General features: G+C 50.0%; 17 protein-coding genes and 1 tRNA gene. 14 read left to right on the forward strand and 4 right to left on the reverse strand.

The window, feature by feature from the left end; genetic code table 11:
• Position 1: 1 nt before the first annotated feature.
• A complete protein-coding gene (locus tag ACX1DY_RS13775; RefSeq protein ID WP_458964768.1) occupies positions 2 to 193 on the forward strand; it encodes a hypothetical protein in 192 nt (63 codons plus the stop codon).
• Positions 194 to 392: 199 nt separating this feature from the next.
• Here the strand turns inward: ACX1DY_RS13775 and ACX1DY_RS13780 are convergent, their stop codons facing one another.
• Positions 393 to 944 carry a TetR/AcrR family transcriptional regulator gene (locus ACX1DY_RS13780; protein WP_458964769.1) on the reverse strand — a complete coding sequence of 184 codons (552 nt, stop codon included), beginning with the start codon at positions 942 to 944 and terminating at the stop codon, positions 393 to 395.
• A 200-nt stretch (positions 945 to 1,144) separates the two neighbouring features.
• Between ACX1DY_RS13780 and ACX1DY_RS13785 the strand changes: the two genes are divergently transcribed.
• Entirely contained in the window at positions 1,145 to 1,903 is a 759-nt protein-coding gene (locus ACX1DY_RS13785) for an EFR1 family ferrodoxin (protein WP_458964770.1), read from the forward strand.
• A gap of 80 nt (positions 1,904 to 1,983) precedes the next feature.
• Here the strand turns inward: ACX1DY_RS13785 and ACX1DY_RS13790 are convergent.
• Positions 1,984 to 2,060, reverse strand: a tRNA-Pro gene (locus ACX1DY_RS13790).
• A 530-nt stretch (positions 2,061 to 2,590) separates the two neighbouring features.
• On the opposite strand from ACX1DY_RS13790, the gene alaS reads away from it, so the two are divergent.
• The 8 genes from alaS to ACX1DY_RS13830 all read left to right on the forward strand — a co-directional run bounded on the left by alaS (position 2,591) and on the right by ACX1DY_RS13830 (position 10,824).
• Positions 2,591 to 5,224, forward strand: a complete 2,634-nt coding sequence (alaS, locus tag ACX1DY_RS13795) for an alanine--tRNA ligase (RefSeq protein WP_458964898.1) — start codon at positions 2,591 to 2,593, stop codon at positions 5,222 to 5,224.
• 495 nt (positions 5,225 to 5,719) lie between these two features.
• Positions 5,720 to 5,995 carry an IreB family regulatory phosphoprotein gene (locus tag ACX1DY_RS13800; protein ID WP_458964771.1) on the forward strand — a complete coding sequence of 92 codons (276 nt, stop codon included), beginning with the start codon at positions 5,720 to 5,722 and terminating at the stop codon, positions 5,993 to 5,995.
• Complete coding sequence (gene ruvX / locus ACX1DY_RS13805) at positions 5,992 to 6,411, forward strand: Holliday junction resolvase RuvX (protein ID WP_458964772.1); 420 nt, start codon at positions 5,992 to 5,994, stop codon at positions 6,409 to 6,411. The genes ACX1DY_RS13800 and ruvX overlap by 4 nt, the downstream gene beginning before the upstream one ends.
• Before the next feature lie 13 nt (positions 6,412 to 6,424).
• Positions 6,425 to 6,733 (forward strand): DUF1292 domain-containing protein, encoded by a 309-nt coding sequence (locus ACX1DY_RS13810; protein WP_019912423.1) that lies wholly within the window; start codon positions 6,425 to 6,427, stop codon positions 6,731 to 6,733.
• Complete coding sequence (locus ACX1DY_RS13815) at positions 6,726 to 7,034, forward strand: DUF1292 domain-containing protein (protein WP_458964773.1); 309 nt, start codon at positions 6,726 to 6,728, stop codon at positions 7,032 to 7,034. Before ACX1DY_RS13810 ends, ACX1DY_RS13815 begins: the two co-directional genes overlap by 8 nt.
• Positions 7,035 to 7,199: 165 nt before the next feature.
• On the forward strand, positions 7,200 to 8,249 hold the full coding sequence (gene mltG, locus ACX1DY_RS13820) for an endolytic transglycosylase MltG (protein ID WP_458964774.1): 1,050 nt from the start codon (positions 7,200 to 7,202) through the stop codon (positions 8,247 to 8,249).
• A 53-nt stretch (positions 8,250 to 8,302) separates the two neighbouring features.
• Positions 8,303 to 9,235 (forward strand): peptidase U32 family protein, encoded by a 933-nt coding sequence (locus ACX1DY_RS13825; protein ID WP_458964775.1) that lies wholly within the window; start codon positions 8,303 to 8,305, stop codon positions 9,233 to 9,235.
• Positions 9,236 to 9,501: 266 nt separating this feature from the next.
• The gene (locus ACX1DY_RS13830) at positions 9,502 to 10,824 is read left to right on the forward strand and encodes a peptidase U32 family protein (protein ID WP_458964776.1); all 1,323 of its coding nucleotides are present in this window, start codon (positions 9,502 to 9,504) and stop codon (positions 10,822 to 10,824) included.
• 57 nt (positions 10,825 to 10,881) lie between these two features.
• Here the strand turns inward: ACX1DY_RS13830 and ACX1DY_RS13835 are convergent, their stop codons facing one another.
• Positions 10,882 to 11,595, reverse strand: a complete 714-nt coding sequence (locus tag ACX1DY_RS13835) for a type 1 glutamine amidotransferase (protein WP_458964777.1) — start codon at positions 11,593 to 11,595, stop codon at positions 10,882 to 10,884.
• A 130-nt stretch (positions 11,596 to 11,725) separates the two neighbouring features.
• Here ACX1DY_RS13835 and pdxR point away from each other — a divergent pair, with 130 nt between their 5' ends.
• Positions 11,726 to 13,159: a MocR-like pyridoxine biosynthesis transcription factor PdxR gene (pdxR, locus tag ACX1DY_RS13840; RefSeq protein ID WP_458964778.1), complete on the forward strand. Its 1,434-nt coding sequence runs from the start codon at positions 11,726 to 11,728 to the stop codon at positions 13,157 to 13,159.
• 20 nt (positions 13,160 to 13,179) lie between these two features.
• Here pdxR and ACX1DY_RS13845 read toward each other — a convergent pair whose 3' ends face one another.
• Entirely contained in the window at positions 13,180 to 13,923 is a 744-nt protein-coding gene (locus ACX1DY_RS13845) for a YggS family pyridoxal phosphate-dependent enzyme (RefSeq protein ID WP_458964779.1), read from the reverse strand.
• Positions 13,924 to 14,273: 350 nt separating this feature from the next.
• Between ACX1DY_RS13845 and ACX1DY_RS13850 the strand changes: the two genes are divergently transcribed.
• The 3 genes from ACX1DY_RS13850 to ACX1DY_RS13860 all read left to right on the forward strand — a co-directional run bounded on the left by ACX1DY_RS13850 (position 14,274) and on the right by ACX1DY_RS13860 (position 19,954).
• On the forward strand, positions 14,274 to 16,508 hold the full coding sequence (locus ACX1DY_RS13850; RefSeq protein ID WP_458964899.1) for a methyl-accepting chemotaxis protein: 2,235 nt from the start codon (positions 14,274 to 14,276) through the stop codon (positions 16,506 to 16,508).
• A 207-nt stretch (positions 16,509 to 16,715) separates the two neighbouring features.
• On the forward strand, positions 16,716 to 18,620 hold the full coding sequence (locus ACX1DY_RS13855; RefSeq protein WP_458964780.1) for a cache domain-containing sensor histidine kinase: 1,905 nt from the start codon (positions 16,716 to 16,718) through the stop codon (positions 18,618 to 18,620).
• Between the two features lie 5 nt (positions 18,621 to 18,625).
• The gene (locus ACX1DY_RS13860; protein ID WP_458964900.1) at positions 18,626 to 19,954 is read left to right on the forward strand and encodes an ABC transporter substrate-binding protein; all 1,329 of its coding nucleotides are present in this window, start codon (positions 18,626 to 18,628) and stop codon (positions 19,952 to 19,954) included.
• The last annotated feature ends 18 nt before the right edge of the window (positions 19,955 to 19,972 follow it).

Below are 19,972 nucleotides of genomic sequence, written 5' to 3' on the forward strand. Positions count from 1 at the left end.
CATGCAGGTGCTATCCGAATCGGCGGTAAACGTGTCGCGGGATCTGGCCCAGTATGAGACGCTGAGCGAATCCATCATCGTGAACCAGGAGCCGCAGAACGGGCTGAAGTGGGCGAAAACTATGACCGATTATGAGCGCAATGAATTCCAGACCAACGTGATTACGTTGACCAATTCGAAGATCCGAGAGTGAAGCTGGCGGCCTATGGCCTACTTGCTCCCAACGGACACAATTTGCAGCCCTGGAAGATTCGTCTCGACAAGCAGAATCCGCTTAAGTTCTCTTTGTACACGGACAATACACTTCTCGCGCTGGCATCCGATCCGGTGGCCCGGCAAACCATGGTTTCCCAGGGCACGATGAATCATAAAGTGGTTCAAAGCCGCTTGTTCTACTTAATTTGTGCTGCCATATTAAAGATTATTTCGGCCATTTCATTTGCCGGTTTGGCCAATCCGGATTTCAGCCAGTGCTGTATCAGACCAACACTTCCATTGAGCACAAATATAAAATAAAACTCTCTTGTCGATGAATGTGGTGCCAAAGCCATTAATTCGCATTTCTCATAGATCATCATAAAAAGCTCTTTTGGGAAATTAACGTCCCCCCGTTCACCAAGCAAAATCTGAGTATGCTTGTTATTGTCCGCAATGTATTGCAAAAGCTCTCGGATAATCTGTATGAATTTACTCTTGTCTAGTGGGCCGTGAAGACTACTAATAGCTTTGCTTACCGATAATAGAACATCAGCTTCAATTTTATGAAGAAGGTCGTATGGATCAGTGTAATGCGCATAAAAAGTTGTCCTGTTAATATCTGCTTTTATGCAAAGCTCCTTAACGGTTATTTGGGAAATATTTTTTTGCTCCATTAATTCCATAAGCGCATCTCGCAATACCATTTGTGTATATTGAGTTTTCCTGCTCTGTTTTATTTCCTTCACAAGCAATCTCCTAATCTGCATCAAATTTGTATGATTGTATGCAAAACAGACATATCAGAGTCATTTGTTGCTTACACGACAATTCAAAAACATCTGCAGGTTGCAAAAACAACACCGTGTTGTTATTGTAATTTTGTTATTCCCAATTGTCAAGAATGCACTGAGATTGGAGAATGCCTACTTTGAAAGGAGTGTATCTGATGATTTTATATTTTTCTGCCACAGGTAACAGTCGATATGTTGCAGAGCGAATTGCCAAGGAAACAAAAGATGAAATTGTTTCATTAAACCTATTAATGAAACAAAATAAACAAGACGACCTTATTTCAGACACGAAACCATTTGTATTTGTTTGTCCCACCTATGCATGGAGGTTACCGCGAGTAGTGGAGGAATATATAAGAAAGACCACTTTTAAGGGAAGTCGCAAGGTATATTTTGTTTTGACTTACGGAGGAGAAACTGCAAGTGCAAGTAATCATGTGAAAAAACTATGCCAATACAAAGGCTGGGATTTACAAGGATATGCACAAGTTATGATGCCGGATAGCTACCTTGTCCTGTTTCCTGGTGTTGATAAGGCAGCGGCAAAAGAAATAAATAAAAAAGCAGAATCTTTAATCAATCAGATTTTAGTGGATATACATAATGGAAATCGTTTTTCTTCTATAGATGAAAACGGTGTTGTTAGTCAATTGAAAAGCGGTTTAATAAACAGCATATTTTATAGGTTTTTGGTAAATGCCAAAGGATTTCATGTTGAAGAAACAAAATGTGTTAGTTGTGGTAAATGTGAAAAGGTATGCCCACTGAACAATATTATCTTAACTGACGGTAAGCCCGTATGGGGAAATCAGTGTACCCATTGCATGGCTTGTCTTCAGAGATGTCCCACCGAAGCAATTGAATATAAAAAGAGGACGCAGAGTAAGCCAAGATATTATTTTGACAAAAAATAGACTCTAATCAGTTGAAACGATGTGAAATTTCCTAAAACAAGAAAAACCCTTGATTTCTCAAGGGTTGCAGCAATCTTAGATGGTCGAGACGACAGGATTTGAACCTGCGACCTCTTGCTCCCGAAGCAAGCGCTCTACCAAGCTGAGCCACGTCTCGTAATTATGGGTTAACCCGGTGTTAACCGCAGAATCGCTTTAAACAATCCACATTATACGCCTGTAAGTAAGCGCTGTAAATAACCTTTTAAGTGTGATGGGAGCAATTCGCTCCAGAATTAGAGATAGCTGCAAATACAGTTATCGCTTTGTGGATTGACAGATATAGGAGCGCTGGCTATACTTGAAATGTTAAAATGTAAATTATGCAAAACGTTGATGAAATGAAGTACGCCGGAGGATGGCTTGATCAGAGAAGAGGTTCCTTTACGAGATTCTTCGTAATTGGCTGTGAGAACCTTGAAGACAGGCCGGCGGAAAGCTGATTTCGGAGTGCGGGGCAATCCCGCCGGGGGGCTCCCGTTAACAGCCGTGACAAGGCGATCGTCTGCAATTGTCCGTGTTTTCACACGGGTCAAGGCGATAACCAGGGTGGTACCGCGATAATCATCGTCCCTGAATTTATTCAGGGGCGTTTTTTTGTTTTCCGGCAAAAGTGCCGCAATAACTATGAGACAGGGGCTGTACATGATGAAAGCAAGTGAAATCCGTTCCAAATGGCTGAAGTTTTTTGAGAGCAAAGGCCACCGAATTGAGCCGAGCGCATCGCTCGTGCCGCATAATGACCCGTCGCTGCTGTGGATCAACGCCGGGATGGCGCCGCTGAAGGCGTATTTTGACGGCCGGGAAATTCCCGAGAATCCGCGCCTGACCAACTCGCAGAAATGCATCCGCACCAATGATATCGAGAATGTGGGCAAGACGCGCCGCCACCATACGTTTTTTGAGATGCTGGGCAACTTCTCCATCGGCGATTACTTCAAGGAAGAAGCGATTACCTGGGCTTGGGAGTTCCTGACGGGCAAGGAGTGGATCGGGTTCGAGCCGGACCGCATCTCCGTTACTGTATATGCTGAGGATGAAGAAGCGTTCAAGCTGTGGAATGAAAAAGTCGGACTGCCCGCAGAACGCATCATCAAGCTGGGCGACGATAACTTCTGGGATATCGGCGAAGGTCCTTGCGGCCCTTGCTCGGAGATTTTCTATGACCGCGGTGAAGCCTACGGCAGCGACATGTCCGATCCGGAGATGTACCCGGGCGGGGAAAATGAACGCTGGCTCGAGGTGTGGAACCTCGTGTTCTCGCAGTTCAACCACAACAAGGACGGCAGCTATACGCCGCTTCCGAATAAAAATATTGATACCGGCGCAGGTCTGGAGCGCTTCGCATCCATTCTCCAGGATGTGGACTCGAACTTCGATACCGATCTGTTCCAGCCGATTATCCAGAAGACCGCAGGTCTTGCAGGCGTAACCTACAAGGACAGTCTGGAGCAGGATATCGCGCTGAAGGTAATCGCTGACCATATCCGTACGGTTACTTTTGCCGTGGGTGACGGCGTGCTTCCTTCCAATGAAGGCCGCGGCTATATTATCCGCCGGCTGCTCCGCCGTGCTGTGCGCTACGGCAAGACGCTGGGGCTTGACCGTCCATTCCTGTTCGACCTGACCGAGACGGTGGGCGAAGTGATGGGCGTGTACTATCCGTCGGTGGTGGAGAACCGCGAATATATCGCCAAAATCATCCGCACCGAAGAGGAGCGCTTCCACGAAACGTTGTCCGACGGTCTGGCCATTCTGGGCGAGATCAGCGCCAAAGCCAAATCTGACGGGCTTAGCGTCATCGCCGGAGCAGACGCGTTCAAGCTGTATGACACGTATGGCTTCCCGTTTGACCTAACGGAGGATTTCGCTTCTGAGCAAGGCCTTAGCGTAGACCGTGAAGGCTTTGACGCCGCGATGCAGGAGCAGCGCGACCGCGCCAGAGCCGCACGCCAGGACAATGCCAGCATGAAGATTCAGGGTGGCGCGCTGGCCGAGCTGACGGTTAAAAGTGAATTTGTTGGATATAATGACACGGTAACAGAGTCGAAGGTGCTTGCCATTGTAGTTGACGGCGTGCTGGTGGATGCCGTCAGCGAAGGTGCTGAATGCCAGGTTATTCTTGAAGCTACACCGTTCTACGCTGAAAGCGGCGGACAGGTCAGCGACACAGGTCTTCTGACAGGCGGGTCGGTTACAGCAAAAGTAACCGGACTCTTCAAGGCTCCGCACGGACAGCATGTACACCTCGTTACTGTAGAAGCCGGTGAGCTGAGAGTAGGAGACAGCGTCCGTGCCGAAGTGAACCGCGAGCAGCGCGAGGATATCGTGAAGAACCATACGGCGACTCACTTGCTGCATAAAGCGCTCAAGGAAGTGCTTGGCGGCCATGTTAATCAGGCAGGCTCTTTAGTAGAAGGCGCACGCTTGCGCTTTGACTTCTCGCACTTCGGCGCGATTACGCCGGAGGAGCTGAGCGACATTGAGCACCGGGTAAATGCGCAAATCTGGCGCGCTCTTGATGTTGTGATTGAGAACAAGCCGATTGATGAAGCCAAAGCTATGGGAGCAATGGCCCTCTTCGGTGAAAAATACGGCAACATTGTCCGTGTGGTTCAGGTTGGCGATTACAGCCTGGAGCTGTGCGGCGGTATCCATGTATCGAACACTTCACAGATCGGCATCTTCAAGCTGGTCAGCGAGAGCGGCATTGGCTCCGGGGTACGCCGGATTGAAGCGGTAACCGGACGTTATGCCTACCAGTTCACTGAAAGCCAGCTTGATCTGCTCAAGCAATCGGCAGGACTGCTGAAATCCTCGCTGAATGATGTGCCGAAGCGCATCGAGGCGCTGCATGCCCAGGTGCGTGAGCTGTCCCGCGAGAATGAATCGCTGCAATCCAAGCTGAGCGCTACCTTTGCCGCTGAGCTGACCGGCAGTGTGAAAACTGTGGGCGGCGGTACACAGCTGCTCGCGGTTCAGGTGCAGGCCGGCAATATGGATGCACTGCGTTCGACTGCCGATGAGCTGAAATCCAAGCTGCCTGATGCTGTGCTTGTACTTGGCGCCGCGATGGATGACAAAGTTAACTTTGTCGTGTCTGTGCCGCAGGAGCTGGTCAAAAAAGGCTTCCACGCCGGCAAGCTGGTGAAGGAAGTTGCTGCGGTATGCGGCGGCGGCGGCGGCGGACGTCCGGATATGGCGCAGGCCGGAGGCAAGGACGCCTCCAAGCTGGGCGAAGCGCTCGCGAAGGCTGAGGAGCTTGTAGCTGCTCTGGCGTAGAGCGAGGGCGGAATACATCCGGCGCAGCCGGGTGAAGTGAGGCCGTACCGGATGATGCGGTTCAAGGCCGATAAATCGGGGAATACCATTAAAGTGAAGCCGCAGCGGTACTGAGAGCTACATATCAGTACCGCTGCTTTATTCAAATATAAGGATTTAGATGTTTCACGCCATAAATCATCCTTATATTTCTCGCTGAAACGGATACCTGAAAGCGATACGGAGTATCGCTGCTTCGGAAGCATATGCTCCCTTTAAGGACGGCGTAGCCGTTTCTACTTAAGCTTTCACTTTTGGCAGTAATTGCAATAGCTTAAAAACCAAAAAAATCTCTATTTTTGTAGACAAAATGCCAAAAAAAGCGTTATCACTTGGGCAGGATTTCCTCGCAGGGCTATGAATATGTTATGATGAGGGCAGCAAGTAAGCTGTACAGCAGCAACTTTGCGAAGCCGCCCAAGAAGCGGGTGATTTTGCAGAAGGAAGGTGTCACAAATGGACTCCATGGACAAAACGGTCAAATTCAATGTGAAGGGCGACGAGAAGGAAGCTTCTTCCCAGGAAATACTGCTCGCAGTATACGATGCGCTGGTGGAGAAGGAATATCATCCCATCAACCAGATCGTAGGGTATCTTATTTCCGGAGATCCGGCTTACATTCCGCGTCACAACAATGCGAGAAGTTTGGTCCGGAGAAAAGAACGTGATGAGCTGATTGAGGAACTGGTTCGGTTCTACCTCGCTAGTCACCGGGTGGACAATCCGAAATGACGAAGAAGATGGGTCTGGATTACGGCGACCGCAGAATCGGAGTTGCCACAAGCGATATTTTTGGATGGACGGCTCAAGCTCTGGAAACGATTGAGCGGCGCGGCAACGGGAATGAATTCGAACGTATCCGCGAACTGGTCAAGGAACACGAAATTGGCGAGATTGTAGTTGGACTTCCGAAGAATATGAACGGCTCAGTAGGACCCCGTGGAGAGATCTGCATTGAATTTGCCGATCAGCTGCGGGAGCAACTGGAAATGCCCGTACACCTTTGGGATGAGCGTCTGACGACGGTATCCGCCGAGCGGATGCTGATTGAAGGGGACGTCAGCCGGAAGAAACGCAAAGGGATTGTGGATAAAATGGCCGCAGCCCTGATTTTGCAAAATTTTTTGGATGCTAACAGTAAAAGGTGAGGGGTGCGCTGAAATGACAAACGAGCAGATTGGCCAAGAAGAAGAACCGGAAATTATCTATATTCCCGACGAGGAAGGTAATGAAGAGGAATTCGAGGTCATCATGAAGTTTGAAGTCGATGGTTCGGACGCAAAGTATATGATGGTGGTTCCGCTGGATTCCGAGGATGAAGAGAGCGATGAGGTGTATGCCTTCCGTTATGAAGAGGACGGCGATGATCTGCAGCTCTTTATGATCGAGAATGATGAGGAATGGGCGATTGTTGAAGAAACCTTCAATACTTTGGTAGATGAGCTGGACGGGGGAGCGGGGAATGACTGATTTTTCCGCCGAACACGTGGTTTGGACTTCGAAGCTCAAAGAGGTATATGGAGAAACAGTTGAACTGGAAGACGAGCAGGGCAAATCTTCCGTTTACGATATTGTTGCCGAGTTTGAAGTCGGCGATCGCGCCTATGCGGTGCTGGCCGGTTCCGCAAAAGGGGCCGAGCAGGAGATTCTGCGGATTACGGTTTCACCTGACGGGCTTCCCGAGCTGGAGACCATCGGTGATGATGAGGAATGGGAAGATGTCTCCGAGCTGTATGATGAGCTGACTTTTCCCGGCGAAGATAGTGAATAAGCTGGCTATATCTGCGTTAGGCACGGAAGAGGGCGGAATTTTTCCGCGCTCTTTTTGCTTGAAATAGAGCAAAATATTTTCAATAATAGCATTCTGCCGAAAATATATGTTGAATTTGAGACAATACAATTTTATACTTTATAGTCGGAAAGTGAGGAGTGACCTTTGAAAGCTGCAATCCGCACCTTGCTCATTATGTTTCTTTTGCTGGCAGCAATAGGAGGAGGAGGGGCATGGTACATTTGGAATGGCATGCAGCCGGTGGAGCCTGCAGGACCGGCAGTTACTTTTACGATAGAGAAGGGCATGGGCAGCTCGGAAATTGCCGATCTGCTTGAAGACAAGGGCATTATCCGTAAAGGATTGTTTTTTAAAGGCTATTTGAAGTGGGTCAAGGAAGGGTCAAGCTTCAAGGCAGGCACTTATACCGCGAGTCCCGGCATCACCTATGATTCACTGATTACCCGCCTGAATGCAGGCGATGTCGTGAAGAAGGACACCGTCCAGTTCACCATCCCGGAAGGGTATACGGCGAAGCAGATTGCCGACAAGCTGGCCGCTGCCTGGAACCTGAAGGCCGAGGTTTTCCTTAAAATCATAGATTCGGGAGAAGGTTTGGAAGCGGTAGATAGACTGGGTATCCCTAAGGACAGCAAGCTTCGTCACCGCCTGGAGGGCTATTTGTTCCCGGAGACGTATGAGCTGGTCAAAGAGAGCACGCCGGAGCAGATCATTGAAGCGATGCTGGAGCAGCTTGAGAAGAAGCTGGACAGTATTCCGGATTGGCAAGCGAAGCTGAAGGAACGCGGTTCATCCCTGCATGAGCTGCTGACGGTAGCTTCGTTGGTAGAGCGTGAGGTAGTGGTGGACAGCGAACGTCCTATTGTGGCGGGAGTGATCTATAACAGGCTGGATAAGGGACAGAAGCTGGAGATTGATGCGACCGTGCAATATTTGCTGGATAAGCAAAAGGAGCGGCTGTATGATAAGGATCTGAAGGTGGACAGTCCGTACAATACCTATAAGAACGAGGGTCTTCCGCCTGGACCGATCAGCAGCCCGGGGCTTCCCTCTATCAAGGCTGCGCTTGAGCCGAAAGCTTCGGAATATTTCTTTTATGTAACCAAAAAAGACGGTTCTCAGGGCCATCTCTTCAGCAAAACCTACAAGGAACATTTAGCCAATATCAAAAAAAGTCAACAAAATTCGCGGTAACCGATTAAAATAGAGTGTGATGCGGTTTGAACCGCGAAGTAGGAGGGTGCAACATGAATAACAAACCGGAGCTGCTGGCAACAGCCGCTTCCTTGGAAGAAGCAGCTGATCTGCTGGAGGCCGGGGCAGATGCGCTGCTGATTGGGGATGACCGCTTCGGCATGCGTCTCGCCGGGCATTTTTCACTAGAGGATACAGCGGCAGTTGTCAAGCTGGCTCACGATAAAGGCCGCAAGGTCTACGCAGGTCTGGGCGGCCTGATGTCGAACCGGCTGCTGGACGAGCTTCCCGCATATGTGAAGGCTATCGGTGAGCTCGGTGTGGACGGCATCGAATTCGGCGATCCGGCCGTGCTGGCGGCAGTGAAGCAGGAAGCGCCGGGACTGAAGCTGCACTGGAACGCCGAGATGACCTCGACCAACTATGCGACAGCTAATTATTGGGGACGCAAAGGCGCCTCGCGGGTCGTTTTGGCCCGTGAGCTGAATATGGATGAATTGACCGAAATGGTGCCGCTGCTGGAGGTTGAAGCCCAGGTGCAGGTACACGGCATGACGAATATTTATCATTCCAAACGCAAGCTGGTGGCGAGCTATATGTCCCACCAGGGCCGTCCGAGCGATGGCGGAAGCCTTGGCAAGGAGCGGGGGCTGTTCCTGATCGAAGCGGAGCGCCCAAATGAGAAATTCCCGATTTACGAGGATGCGAACGGAACGCATATTATGAGCTCCGATGATATTTGCATCCTGGAGGATTTGCATTTCCTGCTGAAGGCCGGGGTGCACAGCCTGAAGATTGAGGGTCTGCTGAAGCCAATTGCCTACAACGCGGCAGTGGTCAAGGCTTACCGTCATGCTATTGACCTGTACGCCGCCGACCCGGAGGGCTACGCCTTCCAGGAGGAGTGGATGGACAGCATCCGTGCGCTGCAGGACCCTGAGCGCGAGCTGTCCTTCGGATTCTTCTACAAGGAACAGGTGTATTAATTAAAATAATAAATAATGCTTTGCTGATTTGAAATCGAACTTAAAGCCTAACCTTAAAGATAAAGTGACGGAGGGAAGGTTTGGAACTGGAGGAGCGGAAGCGTCCGCCTTTGTCTCCGGATTTCAACCGCTTCTAGCGGTAATAATCAAGAAATCTGGAGACAACAGTGGCCGGAAGTCCAAACACTTCCCGCAGTTACGTTCATATCTGAAGGGAAAGGTTTAGGTTTGTTTTATACAGCAAAGAAATGGAGGGGAGAACAGGAATGGGAACCATGACAAAGCCCAAGTACAAAGGCAAACGTTACCGTCTGGACAAACCGGAGCTCCTTGCTCCGGCGGGTAATCTGGAGAAATTGAAATTCGCCGTGCACTATGGTGCGGATGCAGTATATATCGGAGGCCAGAAATACGGCCTGCGCTCGGGAGCGGATAACTTCAGCTTCGAGGAAATGCGCGAGGGCGTGGAATTCGCCAAAAAATACGGCGCCAAGGTGTTTGTCGCCACGAACATCTACGCTCACAATGAAGATATCGCCGGGATTGAAGAATACCTGCGCAGCCTGTATGAAGCGGGCATTGCCGCCATTATCGTGGCCGATCCTGCCATTGTCGATACCGCCCGCCGCCTGGTGCCGGGGCTTGAGGTGCATCTCAGCACCCAGCAGTCCACGCTGAACTGGCAAGCCGTGTCCTTCTGGAAGGAAGAAGGGCTGCCGCGTGTCGTGCTGGGCCGTGAAACGAGCCTGGAGGAGATCGCCGAGATCAAGCAGCATGTCGATATTGAGATCGAGAGCTTTATCCACGGGGCGATGTGCTCATCGTACTCCGGCCGCTGTGTGCTGTCCAACCACTTTACGGACCGTGATTCGAACCGTGGCGGCTGCTGCCAGTCCTGCCGCTGGAAATACGACCTGTTCGAGGATGCCCGTCCCGAAGGGACATGGGTCTCCGAGGAAGATCAGGCCATGACGCCGCTTCCGCTGCAGCCTGGGGTGACCCAGCTTCCGCTGCATCAGCCGGAGGATAATCAGTTCTCGATGGGCTCGAAGGATCTGTGCATGCTGGAGAGCATTCCCGACCTGATCGAAGCCGGTATTGACAGCTTCAAGATCGAGGGGCGGATGAAGTCCATCCACTATGTGGCGACGGTCGTCAATGCTTACCGCAAGGCTATCGACGCTTATATGGCTGACCCGGAAGGATATGTGCTGAAGCCGGAGTGGCTGGAAGAGCTGCAGAAGGCGGCGAACCGTCCGCTGAATACCGGATTCTTCTATGATACGCCGGATCACGAGGATCATATTTACGAGCCGGAGGAAAAGGCCGCTCCTTATGATTTTGCCGGACTGGTGCTTGAGTATGATTCCGTAAACGGAACAGCGCTCATTCAGCAGCGCAATCACTTCAAGCCGGGACAGGAAGTTGAATTCTTCGGACCGGACAATACCTTCTTCAAGCAGACTGTAGGCGAGCTATGGGACGAGGCAGGCCAGCCGCTTGATGCCGCCCGCCATCCGCTGCAGAAGGTGCGCATGAAGGTGGATCAGCCTGTTGCCTATTTCGACATGATGCGGAAGAAAAAATAAATATTTTCAAAATAACTCACCAATCCATTGTGGATTCGGTGAGTTTTTCTTTTACCCTTATTCCTTTAAGGACCGGTGCTTCTCTTCGATCGTCTCCAGCAAAGCAAACAGCAGCTTATTCGATTGGCTTAACAATGTTCCGCCTTGCGCCAGCATTTCCGCCGGCTTCTGAATATATATGCCTTCTTCGAGTTCATCTTCTCCATGCTTGATTAATTGTTGAATGCTCTCCCTACTAGATTCCAGATGGAATTGCAAACCAATCACATGCTCGTCATAGACATAAGCTTGATTGGCGCACCCTAGGCTTAAAGCCAACTTCTGCGCTTCCGCAGGCAAGCGGAACGTATCCCCGTGCCAGTGAAAGGGGGTGAACTCCTGTGGAAAGTGGCGGAAAAAAGCCGATTCACCGGCACCATCCGTTAACTTAACCGGAAACCATCCGATTTCCTTCAGATCATTTTTGTACACCTCGCCTCCGATTGCCTCTGCAATCAGTTGAGCACCCAGACAGATTCCAAGTACTAGCTTCCGGGCTTTGATTGCTTCCTTGATAAATTGCTTCTCCACCTTAAGCCAAGGATAATCGCTCTCTTCATAGACTCCCATCGGGCCGCCCAGGACAACAAGCAAATCAAATTCCGAAAGGGAGGGAAGGCGTGGCTGATCGTAGAGCATGGTAATTGCCTGTTCGTGGCTGTTGTTACGTGCCCATTCGTCAATTCGTCCCGGTCCTTCAAAATGAACATGCTGTAAATAATGAATTCTCACATTTTCACCCCCGTTGTATTCCGAACCATACTTTGTTAGTATATCAATCATTGGAATGCTGGAAAATATCCATCTGTCATATTATAGAGCAATCCATATTATTAGTGGTGTGTCATTGGGGGGAAGCAGAATGTTGACAATCAATCGGAATGACGAACGGCCCATATGGCAGCAATTGCTTGACCAAGCGATTCATAATATCACAACCGGGAATTGGCCTCCGGGTGAATTGCTGCTTCCGTCGCGGGAGCTTGCACAACTGGTGGGGGTCTCGCGTTCAACCATTCAAATCGTTTATGAGGAGCTGTACAGCCGCGGTTATACCGTGACCTCCCGGCGTGGCGGAACGCGGGTGAGTGAGTGGAACCATGTCGCCAGCCTTGCACAGGATGTTACGGGGCAAGGGCCGTTGCCGCCCGAACTGCCTTTCTTAAATGCTGCTGTCGATGGATTGCAGGATTGGTTTAGAGGCAAGGAGCATCAAAGCGTGGAAATTGATTTTAGTCCTCATGAGCCTTATTTGGACGAGCATTTTCAAAAGAATTGGCGAAAGTCGTTTTTGCAGGCTTCAGCAATGATGGATTTGAGCAGTTGGTCGTACGGCGATGCCTATGGCTTCGAACCACTCAGGGAACAGATCCAGCGTTATTTATCGCTTGAACGGGGCATTCATGTGCAAACGAACCAAATATTGCTGACTTCGGGGGCTCAGCATAGTATTGACTTAATCGCGCAGTCGCTTTTAAGAGAAGGGGATACCGTAGCCGTTGAAGATCCCGGCTTTCCTGCTGCCTGGATGGCGATGAACTATCGGGGTATGAATGTTATCCCTGTTCCTGTGGATGAGCACGGATTGCAAGATGAGCATGTCCCTCCAGAGTCCAGACTGGTTTTTGTTACGCCTTCTCACCAGTGCGCGGTTGGGGTCATCATGCCGGAATCACGCAGGCAGCAATTGCTGCATCTGGCCGTTCAGAATCAGGCGTGGATTGTAGAGGACGATTACGACAGTGAATTCCGGTATCACGGGGGGCCGCTTCCAACTCTGTTTAGCCAGCAACCCCGGAACACTTTGTACATGATGAGCTTTTCCAAAATGATTGCCCCCGGCATTCGGCTGTCAGCCATTGTCGGTTCAGTTGAGGCGATTGCCCAGCTTGCCCGGGTGCAGGAATTGACTTACCGCCATTTGCCGATTATGGAGCAGCTAACGCTTGCCCACTTCATCGCACATGGCCATTTCATGCACCATATGAGAAGGGTCCGAAATGTATACCGCCGCAGGCACGAAGCCATGACGAAAGCCATCATGACGAGCGGTCTGGGCGACCGGTTCACACTCAGCGGTGTAGAAACCGGACTGCATATGCTGCTTGAAGCCGGGGAATCGTTCGATGAGCATGCTGCAACTTGCCGGGCGCTTGAACAAGGGATTCGTGTGTACCCGCTTAGCTCCTATTGTTATAAAAGCAACCGTAAAGGATGGGTGCTGGGCTTTGCCAAAGTAGATGAAGCTGCAATTCAGCAGGGGATTTACCGGCTTGCTGAGGTATTAGTACCTTAGCAGGGCCGGCATCCTTTGATCTATTCCTCTTGGTTCGCTTTTTCATTCCAATAATAGCTATCCGGCAAATAACGCTCGCCAAATACTCTTGTTCCTACCCGTATAATTGTAGCCCCTTCTTCGATTGCGACCTTGAAATCTCCGGACATTCCCATGGAGAGAATGTCCATTTCCACACCTGGAAAGCTTCTTTCAATTATTTGTGCCTGAATTTGTTTCAATAATCGAAAACAATGCCGGGTCTCGTCGTTAGTCGCATTCAGCTTGCCGATGGTCATCAGGCCTTTTATCCTCAAGGTTTCGAACTGGGATAACTGCTGGGCCAGCTCCAGCGCTGCTTCCGGTGGAGCGCCAAATTTGCTTTCTTCGTAAGAGGTATTGATCTGAACAAGAATGTCCATGGTCTTGTTTTCCTTCATCAGTTGATTATGCAAGGCCTGGCCCAATTTCAAGCGATCTACAGAGTGGATTAAGGTTACATATTTGACAACGTCTTTTACCTTATTTGTCTGGAGATGTCCGATAAAATGCCATTCCACTTGGTTGTATTGCTGCATAAGCGGAAACTTATCCCTAAGCTCTTGCGCTTTGTTCTCACCGAATAAAGTCTCTCCTGCTCTCATTGCCAGCTGCAGCTTTTCAAGCGGAACTGTTTTGGTAGCCAGTAGCAGCTTGACTTCTTCTTTCTTTCGCCCCGCCGCTTGGCAAGCTTGCTCCATTTGTTCATGCACCTCTTTAAGATTTTCTTCGACTAAATGGCTCATTTCTTCCCTCTTCCTCCTTTTTTTTGTCCAGGCACATGATTTAGTTTAATGTAATTTGGATTGTGATAAAATATCCAAAAATCACATTTTGCAAGGTCCATAATAGATGGACATCGTCGGTTTATTTCGCTGGAGATCAAAAAGCCACTGTAATCTTTGGGTTTATATGGAAAATGACTAAAAAATATAAAGAATCAGAGGTAATTTCTAAAGAAAACTAAGTAATTGGACCCATACTGCCGATATATAGGGAGTGAACGCTTACATATTTCTTCTAATCTAACTGGCAGGTGATTGTGATGGGAGCTCCGAAAAAGGAGAACGATGGAGAAAAGCAGAAAGAGAGAAGGATGAACGTGAAAAAGAAGAATAAAAGCAATAAAATGCCACCGCTCGTCCAAAAAGCAGAAACAGACCTCTCCGAAGATGCACAGACAACTGGCAAAGGTGAGGTTAAGAAGAGCAGCAAGTTATCCGGTTTGACCCTAAAGGGTGCGCTACATAGTTCGGTACGTCAGGTAAAGAGAGTCAACCCGATGAAATCGGTTGGCGTTAAGCTGTTCCTTATTTTCTTATCCTCAATCATAGTGGTGGTACTGGCACTAGGGTTGCTGTCCTTTAATAAGGCCAAGAATACTATCAAGGCTAATGTATCGGAAGCGAATCGCCAGACGATTATTCAGGTTTCTGAGAAGCTGGATATTACCTTGAAGCAATATGAGAATTTGGCGCTGCAGCTGTTTTTTGATACGCAGATGCAAAGCACCATTACACAGCTGGCAACTGCAGAATCCAGTTATGACAAGTTTGTTGCGACAGATGTCATCAGCAAGAAGCTTTCCAGCCAGACGACTACGGACTCTAACATTGTCGCGATTTCCCTGATTCCGACTTCGCCTGATTATGATGTTATCACAAGCGGAAGCTCCGGACTGAAGATGGACGGCATAAGAGATCAGGCATGGTTCAAAACGGTAGTAGCCAATGCTGAAAAATATCAGTCCCACTATTCCAAGGAAGAGAAGACTGCGCAGAATTACTGGTTCCCTACAGCCGTATCAGGCAACAACGGGAAGAATATCGCGATGGTAAGATCGCTCAAGAATCTTTCGGCTGATTCAGGATATGTGATCATGCTTGAGCTAAAGAATACGCTCCTGGAGGATTCGTTCAAAAGTGTTATGCTCGGAACCGGTTCACGGATTCAGCTCGTTTCACCGGAAGGTACTGTTGTAGCTTCTTCCATCCCTGAAGAGGACGGCAAGTTATCGGAGCTTTCTTTTATTAAAGAGAGCAAGGACAGCAAGGAAAGCCAGGAGGCCAAATTTTCAAATGGCGATAATGTGCTGGCTGTCTACAATCCAATGGCGAATGCGGACTGGAAGCTGGCGGGTGTTGTTCCGACCGGTTCACTGGTAGAAGCAGCTACTCCAATTCTGTTTACCACCTTCATAGCTGCTGTAGTAGCGGCTCTGCTTGCCGTTGTTCTCGGCGTCTGGATGGTGCGCATGATTGCCAATCCTCTGGCCCGCCTGAAGGATCTTATGATTGTAGGCGCAAAGGGCGATTTGAGCGTACGTACCGAATATGTATCGCGCGATGAAATTGGACAACTGTCAGCATCGTTCAATACGATGATGGAGCGGATTACCGAGCTGGTTGCCCAGACAACGGATACAGCCCGTGAAGTGCTGGGAACGGCAGGCGAGCTTGGGGAGGCTTCCCGCAAGACTGCTATTTCCGCGAAGGAAATTGCTGCGGCTACGGAAGAAATCGCCGGCGGAGCTGGAAGTCTCGCTCAGGAGGCTGAACGCGGAAATGAGCTGACTGATTTGATCGCTACGCAAATGCAGAGTGTTATTGCTGCAAATGCTGAAATGGATGAGGCTGCGCGCGGAGTTGGTGAAGCCAGTGGACATGGAGCGAAGCAATTGGAAGAATTGCTGAAGCAGACCAGCCGTACCGGAGAGATGACTACAGCGCTGGTCGACCGGGTCAACAACCTGAAAGATACGGTATTCTCGGTTATTAAGGTGCTGGATGTGATGAAGAACATCACGCAGCAGACGAACATTCTGTCGCTGAATGCGACCATCGAGGCGGCAAGAGCAGGCGAAGCAGGACGCGGCTTCATGGTGGTTGCCGATGAAGTCCGGCAGCTGGCTGAGCAGTCCAAGGAGTCGATTGCACTTGTAGCTGGAATTACGGATAAGATTATTACAGAGATGAATGAAACTGTAGCGGTATTGTCTGAAGTTGCACCGCTCTTTAAAGAGCAGATGAGCTCTGTAAAAAGCACCTCTGATATCTTTGTATCTGTGAAGGGACAAATGGAGGACTTTATTACCAGTCTGGAGTCGGTTACCGGTGCCATTAACACCTTGAACCATTCTCAGGGCGTCTTGTCGGATGCGATGGGCAACGTGAGTGCAGTAGCGCAGCAATCGTCAGCCACCTCGGAAGAGGTAGCTTCACTGAGCAACGAGCAGCAGAATGTGAGCGATCAGCTCGTTGCATTGTCGGGCAAGCTGGAGAGCGTGTCCACTCAGTTGAAGGACAAGCTTTCACTATTCACAATCAAATAAACTGTCAAGATAGTAGCGTTATCTTCTTCAGAGGCGTCCGCAGCCATGCAATTGGCTGCGGGGCGCCTTTTTGCTGTGGGGGCATAGCTGGAGAACGCGAAGTAATTTCCTTGTGCAACGGCACACTAACACGTATAATAATTTTGTTAGGTAATTGTTATGATGAAGGAAATTGTTAGGTAAAGCTGAACCAAGGAGAAGGACCGGATGAAAGCAAAACGCAGCCACAACTGGTGGTCCTACATTGGGGACATGAGCATGGAACGCAAGCTGCTCTTAGTGTTCCTGATTATCATTACACTGCCGCTTTCTTTTATCAGTGTGATCAGCTTCAAGAGTTATTCTGAATCCATACAGGCTAACACGGTTGCCTACTCGGAAAAGCTGATTGATCAAATGATGGATTCCATTGATGACTACATAGAGGATATGAAGCGGATTTCTTCCATGCCCGCCTATGTAAACGATATCAAACAGAATCTGATCCGCTCCAACCGGTATTATGAACAAAAAAAGATGATGGAGAGCAAGGGGAACAGCCCGGGGCCTGCTCCTGGCGACTTCGATCTGCTGCTGTCCATTCAGCGGGGGATTGAAGGGAATATCTCCTTCATTAACAACATCAAGCGGGGGACGAACTCTGTCTATATATTCGACGGCTACGGCAACGGATATTATTCCGCCAAGGATGGTGGCGTCCGGCTGGATCTGGCACAGAGCTACAAGTTCTGGAGCGAGCAGTCCAAGGATTCGAGCGGAGAGGCGCTGCTCTTCGGCACTCAGGCGTATACAAGCAATCTTCAGAGCACTCGCTACGCATTCACGGTTGTCCGGAGGATTGTTGACGGCTTGTGGAATCCGATCGGGCTGATTGCGGTGGAGTCGAGCGTCAGCAATCTGGAGAACCAGGTAGCCGAGCTGGACAAGGTTACCCACGGCAAGTCGGTGATTGTGGACGCGGACGGCAAGGTCATTTATGACAGCGACCAGAAGCTGCTGACCACGGATATTTCCCGTTCTTCGCTGTTCCGCCAGGCCGAGGGAAGCGCCGGAAGCTTTTATGATACCGTGTCGGGCAAGGAGCGGCTTAATATTTATTCAAGCTCTGCCAAGACGAACTGGAAGGTCATTATTTCGATTCCTGTCGATGAATTGACCCGTGGGGTACAGCTTACCCGTAATGCGACTATCGTTGCAACACTGATTATTATCGTGCTGGCGCTGATCATCTCGATCATTCTGTCTTTTGCCCTGACCAAACCGCTGAAGCAAATGATTCAATTGATGAAAAAAGTACAGAACGGCGATCTGGATGTGACCTTCCGGGTACAACGCCGGGATGAGATCGGCTTGCTTGGCCATCAGTTCAACCGGATGCTGGGCCGCATCAGGCAGTTGATCCAGGATATTTACCGGATTGAGGAGCAGAAGAAGGAGGCGGAGCTGCAGGCGCTGCAGAGCCAGATCAACCCGCATTTTATCTATAACACGCTGGAGTCCATCCGCATGACCGCGGAGATCAACGACGATGTAGAAGCTGCCGACATGATTTCCATTCTGGGCAAGCTTCTGCGCTATAGCACCAGTGAGCTGTCCGGCACAACCACCATGAAGCAGGAGTTGCTGTATGTAAGCAACTATGTCGAGCTGCTCGGCTGCCGTTATCCAGGCAGATTCGTGCTGCAGATCGACGTTCCAGAGGAGCTTGACAACTACTCCATGATTAAGCTGGTTTTTCAGCCGATTATTGAGAATGCCGCCTATCACGGGCTGGATGATACCAAACCCCAAATGCATCTCAGCATCAAATGCGAGATTGCGGAGCAGAAGCTGCTGTTCCACATTCGCGATGACGGCTGCGGGATGGATAAGGCCACTCTGGATAAGCTTAATGACAGCCTGAAGCATGAAATGCCGCCCAAGAAAAGCATCAACGGAGGCATCGGCATGAAAAATGTGCATCAGCGGGTACAGCTGCATTATGGAGCGGCTTATGGCATCGAGGTTTTCAGTGAACCCGGGGAGGGGACAGATGTTATATTATCCCTGCCGCTGTCAGGACCGCAAGGTTTCGGAAAAGAATGGAAGAGAACAGAGGGGGAATCCGCTTGAAACGGATGAAGTTACGTTGGTCCATGCATATCATCCTGCTGCTGTTCCTGCTCCTGCTGTCTGCCGGCTGCAAGAACCGCAGCAATAATGGAGCGGTGCCGCCGCCTTCGCCTGCGGGAGAGGAGGGCATGTCCAGCCTGTCCGGCACGGTTGTTATGCTGACGAACCGGATTGACCTGATTGAGAATGGCACCTTTAAAGGCTATGCGGAACAGTTCAAAAAAAAATATCCGGAGGCGAATGTGGAGTTCGAGGGCTTGTCCAATTACGCCACCGATATTCTGGTCCGCTTGTCCACCAAGGATGCCGGGGATGTGCTCCTGCTGCCGGTTAACCTGCCGGCGAAGGAGCTGGGCAATTTTTTTGAACCGCTGGACAAGACGTTATCTGCACAGGAAAGGTTCACTACATTTTCGACCTATGACGGCAAACGATACGGGCTGTCCACGGGCACGACGACAAGCGGAATAGTCTATAACAAGCGGGCTTTTCAAAAAGCAGGCATTACAGAGGTCCCGCAGACGCTCGATGAATTCTACGCAGCCAGCGCCAAGCTGAAGCAGGCGGGAATTACGCCGCTCTACATGAATTATGGCGCAGTCTGGCCCTTGCGGGAATGGGGCAACAATCTGGTCAATTATATGACAGGCAATCCCGATTATATGAACAACATGGTTCGGGAGGACAACCCATGGAAGACCGGCAATGAATGGGGAAAGGCGCTTGAAATTGCCAGAACCATGATTGCCAAAGGGTATGTGGAGGAAGAGCTGTTCTCGAACAATTGGGAGATTTCCAAGACCAAGCTGGCAAAAGGAGAGGCTGGCATGTATCTCCAGGGAAACTGGACGATCCGCCAGATTCTGGATGCCGGAGCGTCGTCCGATGATATCGGATTTTTCCCGTTTCCCTACGACAATAGCAGCACGCGCTACGCGCCGCTCAATCCCGATTGGTTCATAGGGGTCAGCAAGTTCAGCAAGAACAAGGAGCTGGCGATGGCATGGATGAAATTCTTTTTGAAGGATACTTCGTATGTAGCGGATTGGGGATTCCTGCCCCCGGATGGCTCAGAGGAGCCCACTATGCCGCAGTACCGCGAGTTCCTCTCCTACAATCCCAAGCTGGTAGAGGCTACAGTGCAGACTGATGCTTTTATTGATATGGCGAACCGGTCGAAGCTGAGCTTCTGGTCGGGCGATTATATTCAGGAGCTGATTGCCGCGCCGGATTTGCAAAAGTCCTTTGATGAATTAAATAAGAAATGGAAGGAAGCGCGGTCAGGACAGCAGGCATCACCCCAGCCGCAGGGAATCAATACAGAGTCAAGATAATTTTTGTGGAGGTATTAT

This window comes from Paenibacillus sp. BAC0078, from assembly GCF_054483875.1.

Excerpts from the sequence above, each read along its gene's own strand:
- alaS (WP_458964898.1), top strand. The coding sequence starts at position 2,591 with ATGAAAGCAAGTGAAATCCGTTCCAAATGGCTGAAGTTTTTTGAGAGC.
- ACX1DY_RS13860 (WP_458964900.1), top strand. The coding sequence starts at position 18,626 with ATGAAGTTACGTTGGTCCATGCATATCATCCTGCTGCTGTTCCTGCTC.
- ACX1DY_RS13810 (WP_019912423.1), top strand. The coding sequence starts at position 6,425 with ATGACAAACGAGCAGATTGGCCAAGAAGAAGAACCGGAAATTATCTAT.
- ACX1DY_RS13830 (WP_458964776.1), top strand. The coding sequence starts at position 9,502 with ATGGGAACCATGACAAAGCCCAAGTACAAAGGCAAACGTTACCGTCTG.
- ACX1DY_RS13825 (WP_458964775.1), top strand. The coding sequence starts at position 8,303 with ATGAATAACAAACCGGAGCTGCTGGCAACAGCCGCTTCCTTGGAAGAA.
- ACX1DY_RS13855 (WP_458964780.1), top strand. The coding sequence starts at position 16,716 with ATGAAAGCAAAACGCAGCCACAACTGGTGGTCCTACATTGGGGACATG.
- ACX1DY_RS13845 (WP_458964779.1), bottom strand. The coding sequence starts at position 13,923 with ATGAGCCATTTAGTCGAAGAAAATCTTAAAGAGGTGCATGAACAAATG.
- pdxR (WP_458964778.1), top strand. The coding sequence starts at position 11,726 with ATGTTGACAATCAATCGGAATGACGAACGGCCCATATGGCAGCAATTG.
- ACX1DY_RS13775 (WP_458964768.1), top strand. The coding sequence starts at position 2 with ATGCAGGTGCTATCCGAATCGGCGGTAAACGTGTCGCGGGATCTGGCC.
- ACX1DY_RS13815 (WP_458964773.1), top strand. The coding sequence starts at position 6,726 with ATGACTGATTTTTCCGCCGAACACGTGGTTTGGACTTCGAAGCTCAAA.
- ruvX (WP_458964772.1), top strand. The coding sequence starts at position 5,992 with ATGACGAAGAAGATGGGTCTGGATTACGGCGACCGCAGAATCGGAGTT.
- ACX1DY_RS13785 (WP_458964770.1), top strand. The coding sequence starts at position 1,145 with ATGATTTTATATTTTTCTGCCACAGGTAACAGTCGATATGTTGCAGAG.
- ACX1DY_RS13800 (WP_458964771.1), top strand. The coding sequence starts at position 5,720 with ATGGACTCCATGGACAAAACGGTCAAATTCAATGTGAAGGGCGACGAG.
- ACX1DY_RS13850 (WP_458964899.1), top strand. The coding sequence starts at position 14,274 with ATGAACGTGAAAAAGAAGAATAAAAGCAATAAAATGCCACCGCTCGTC.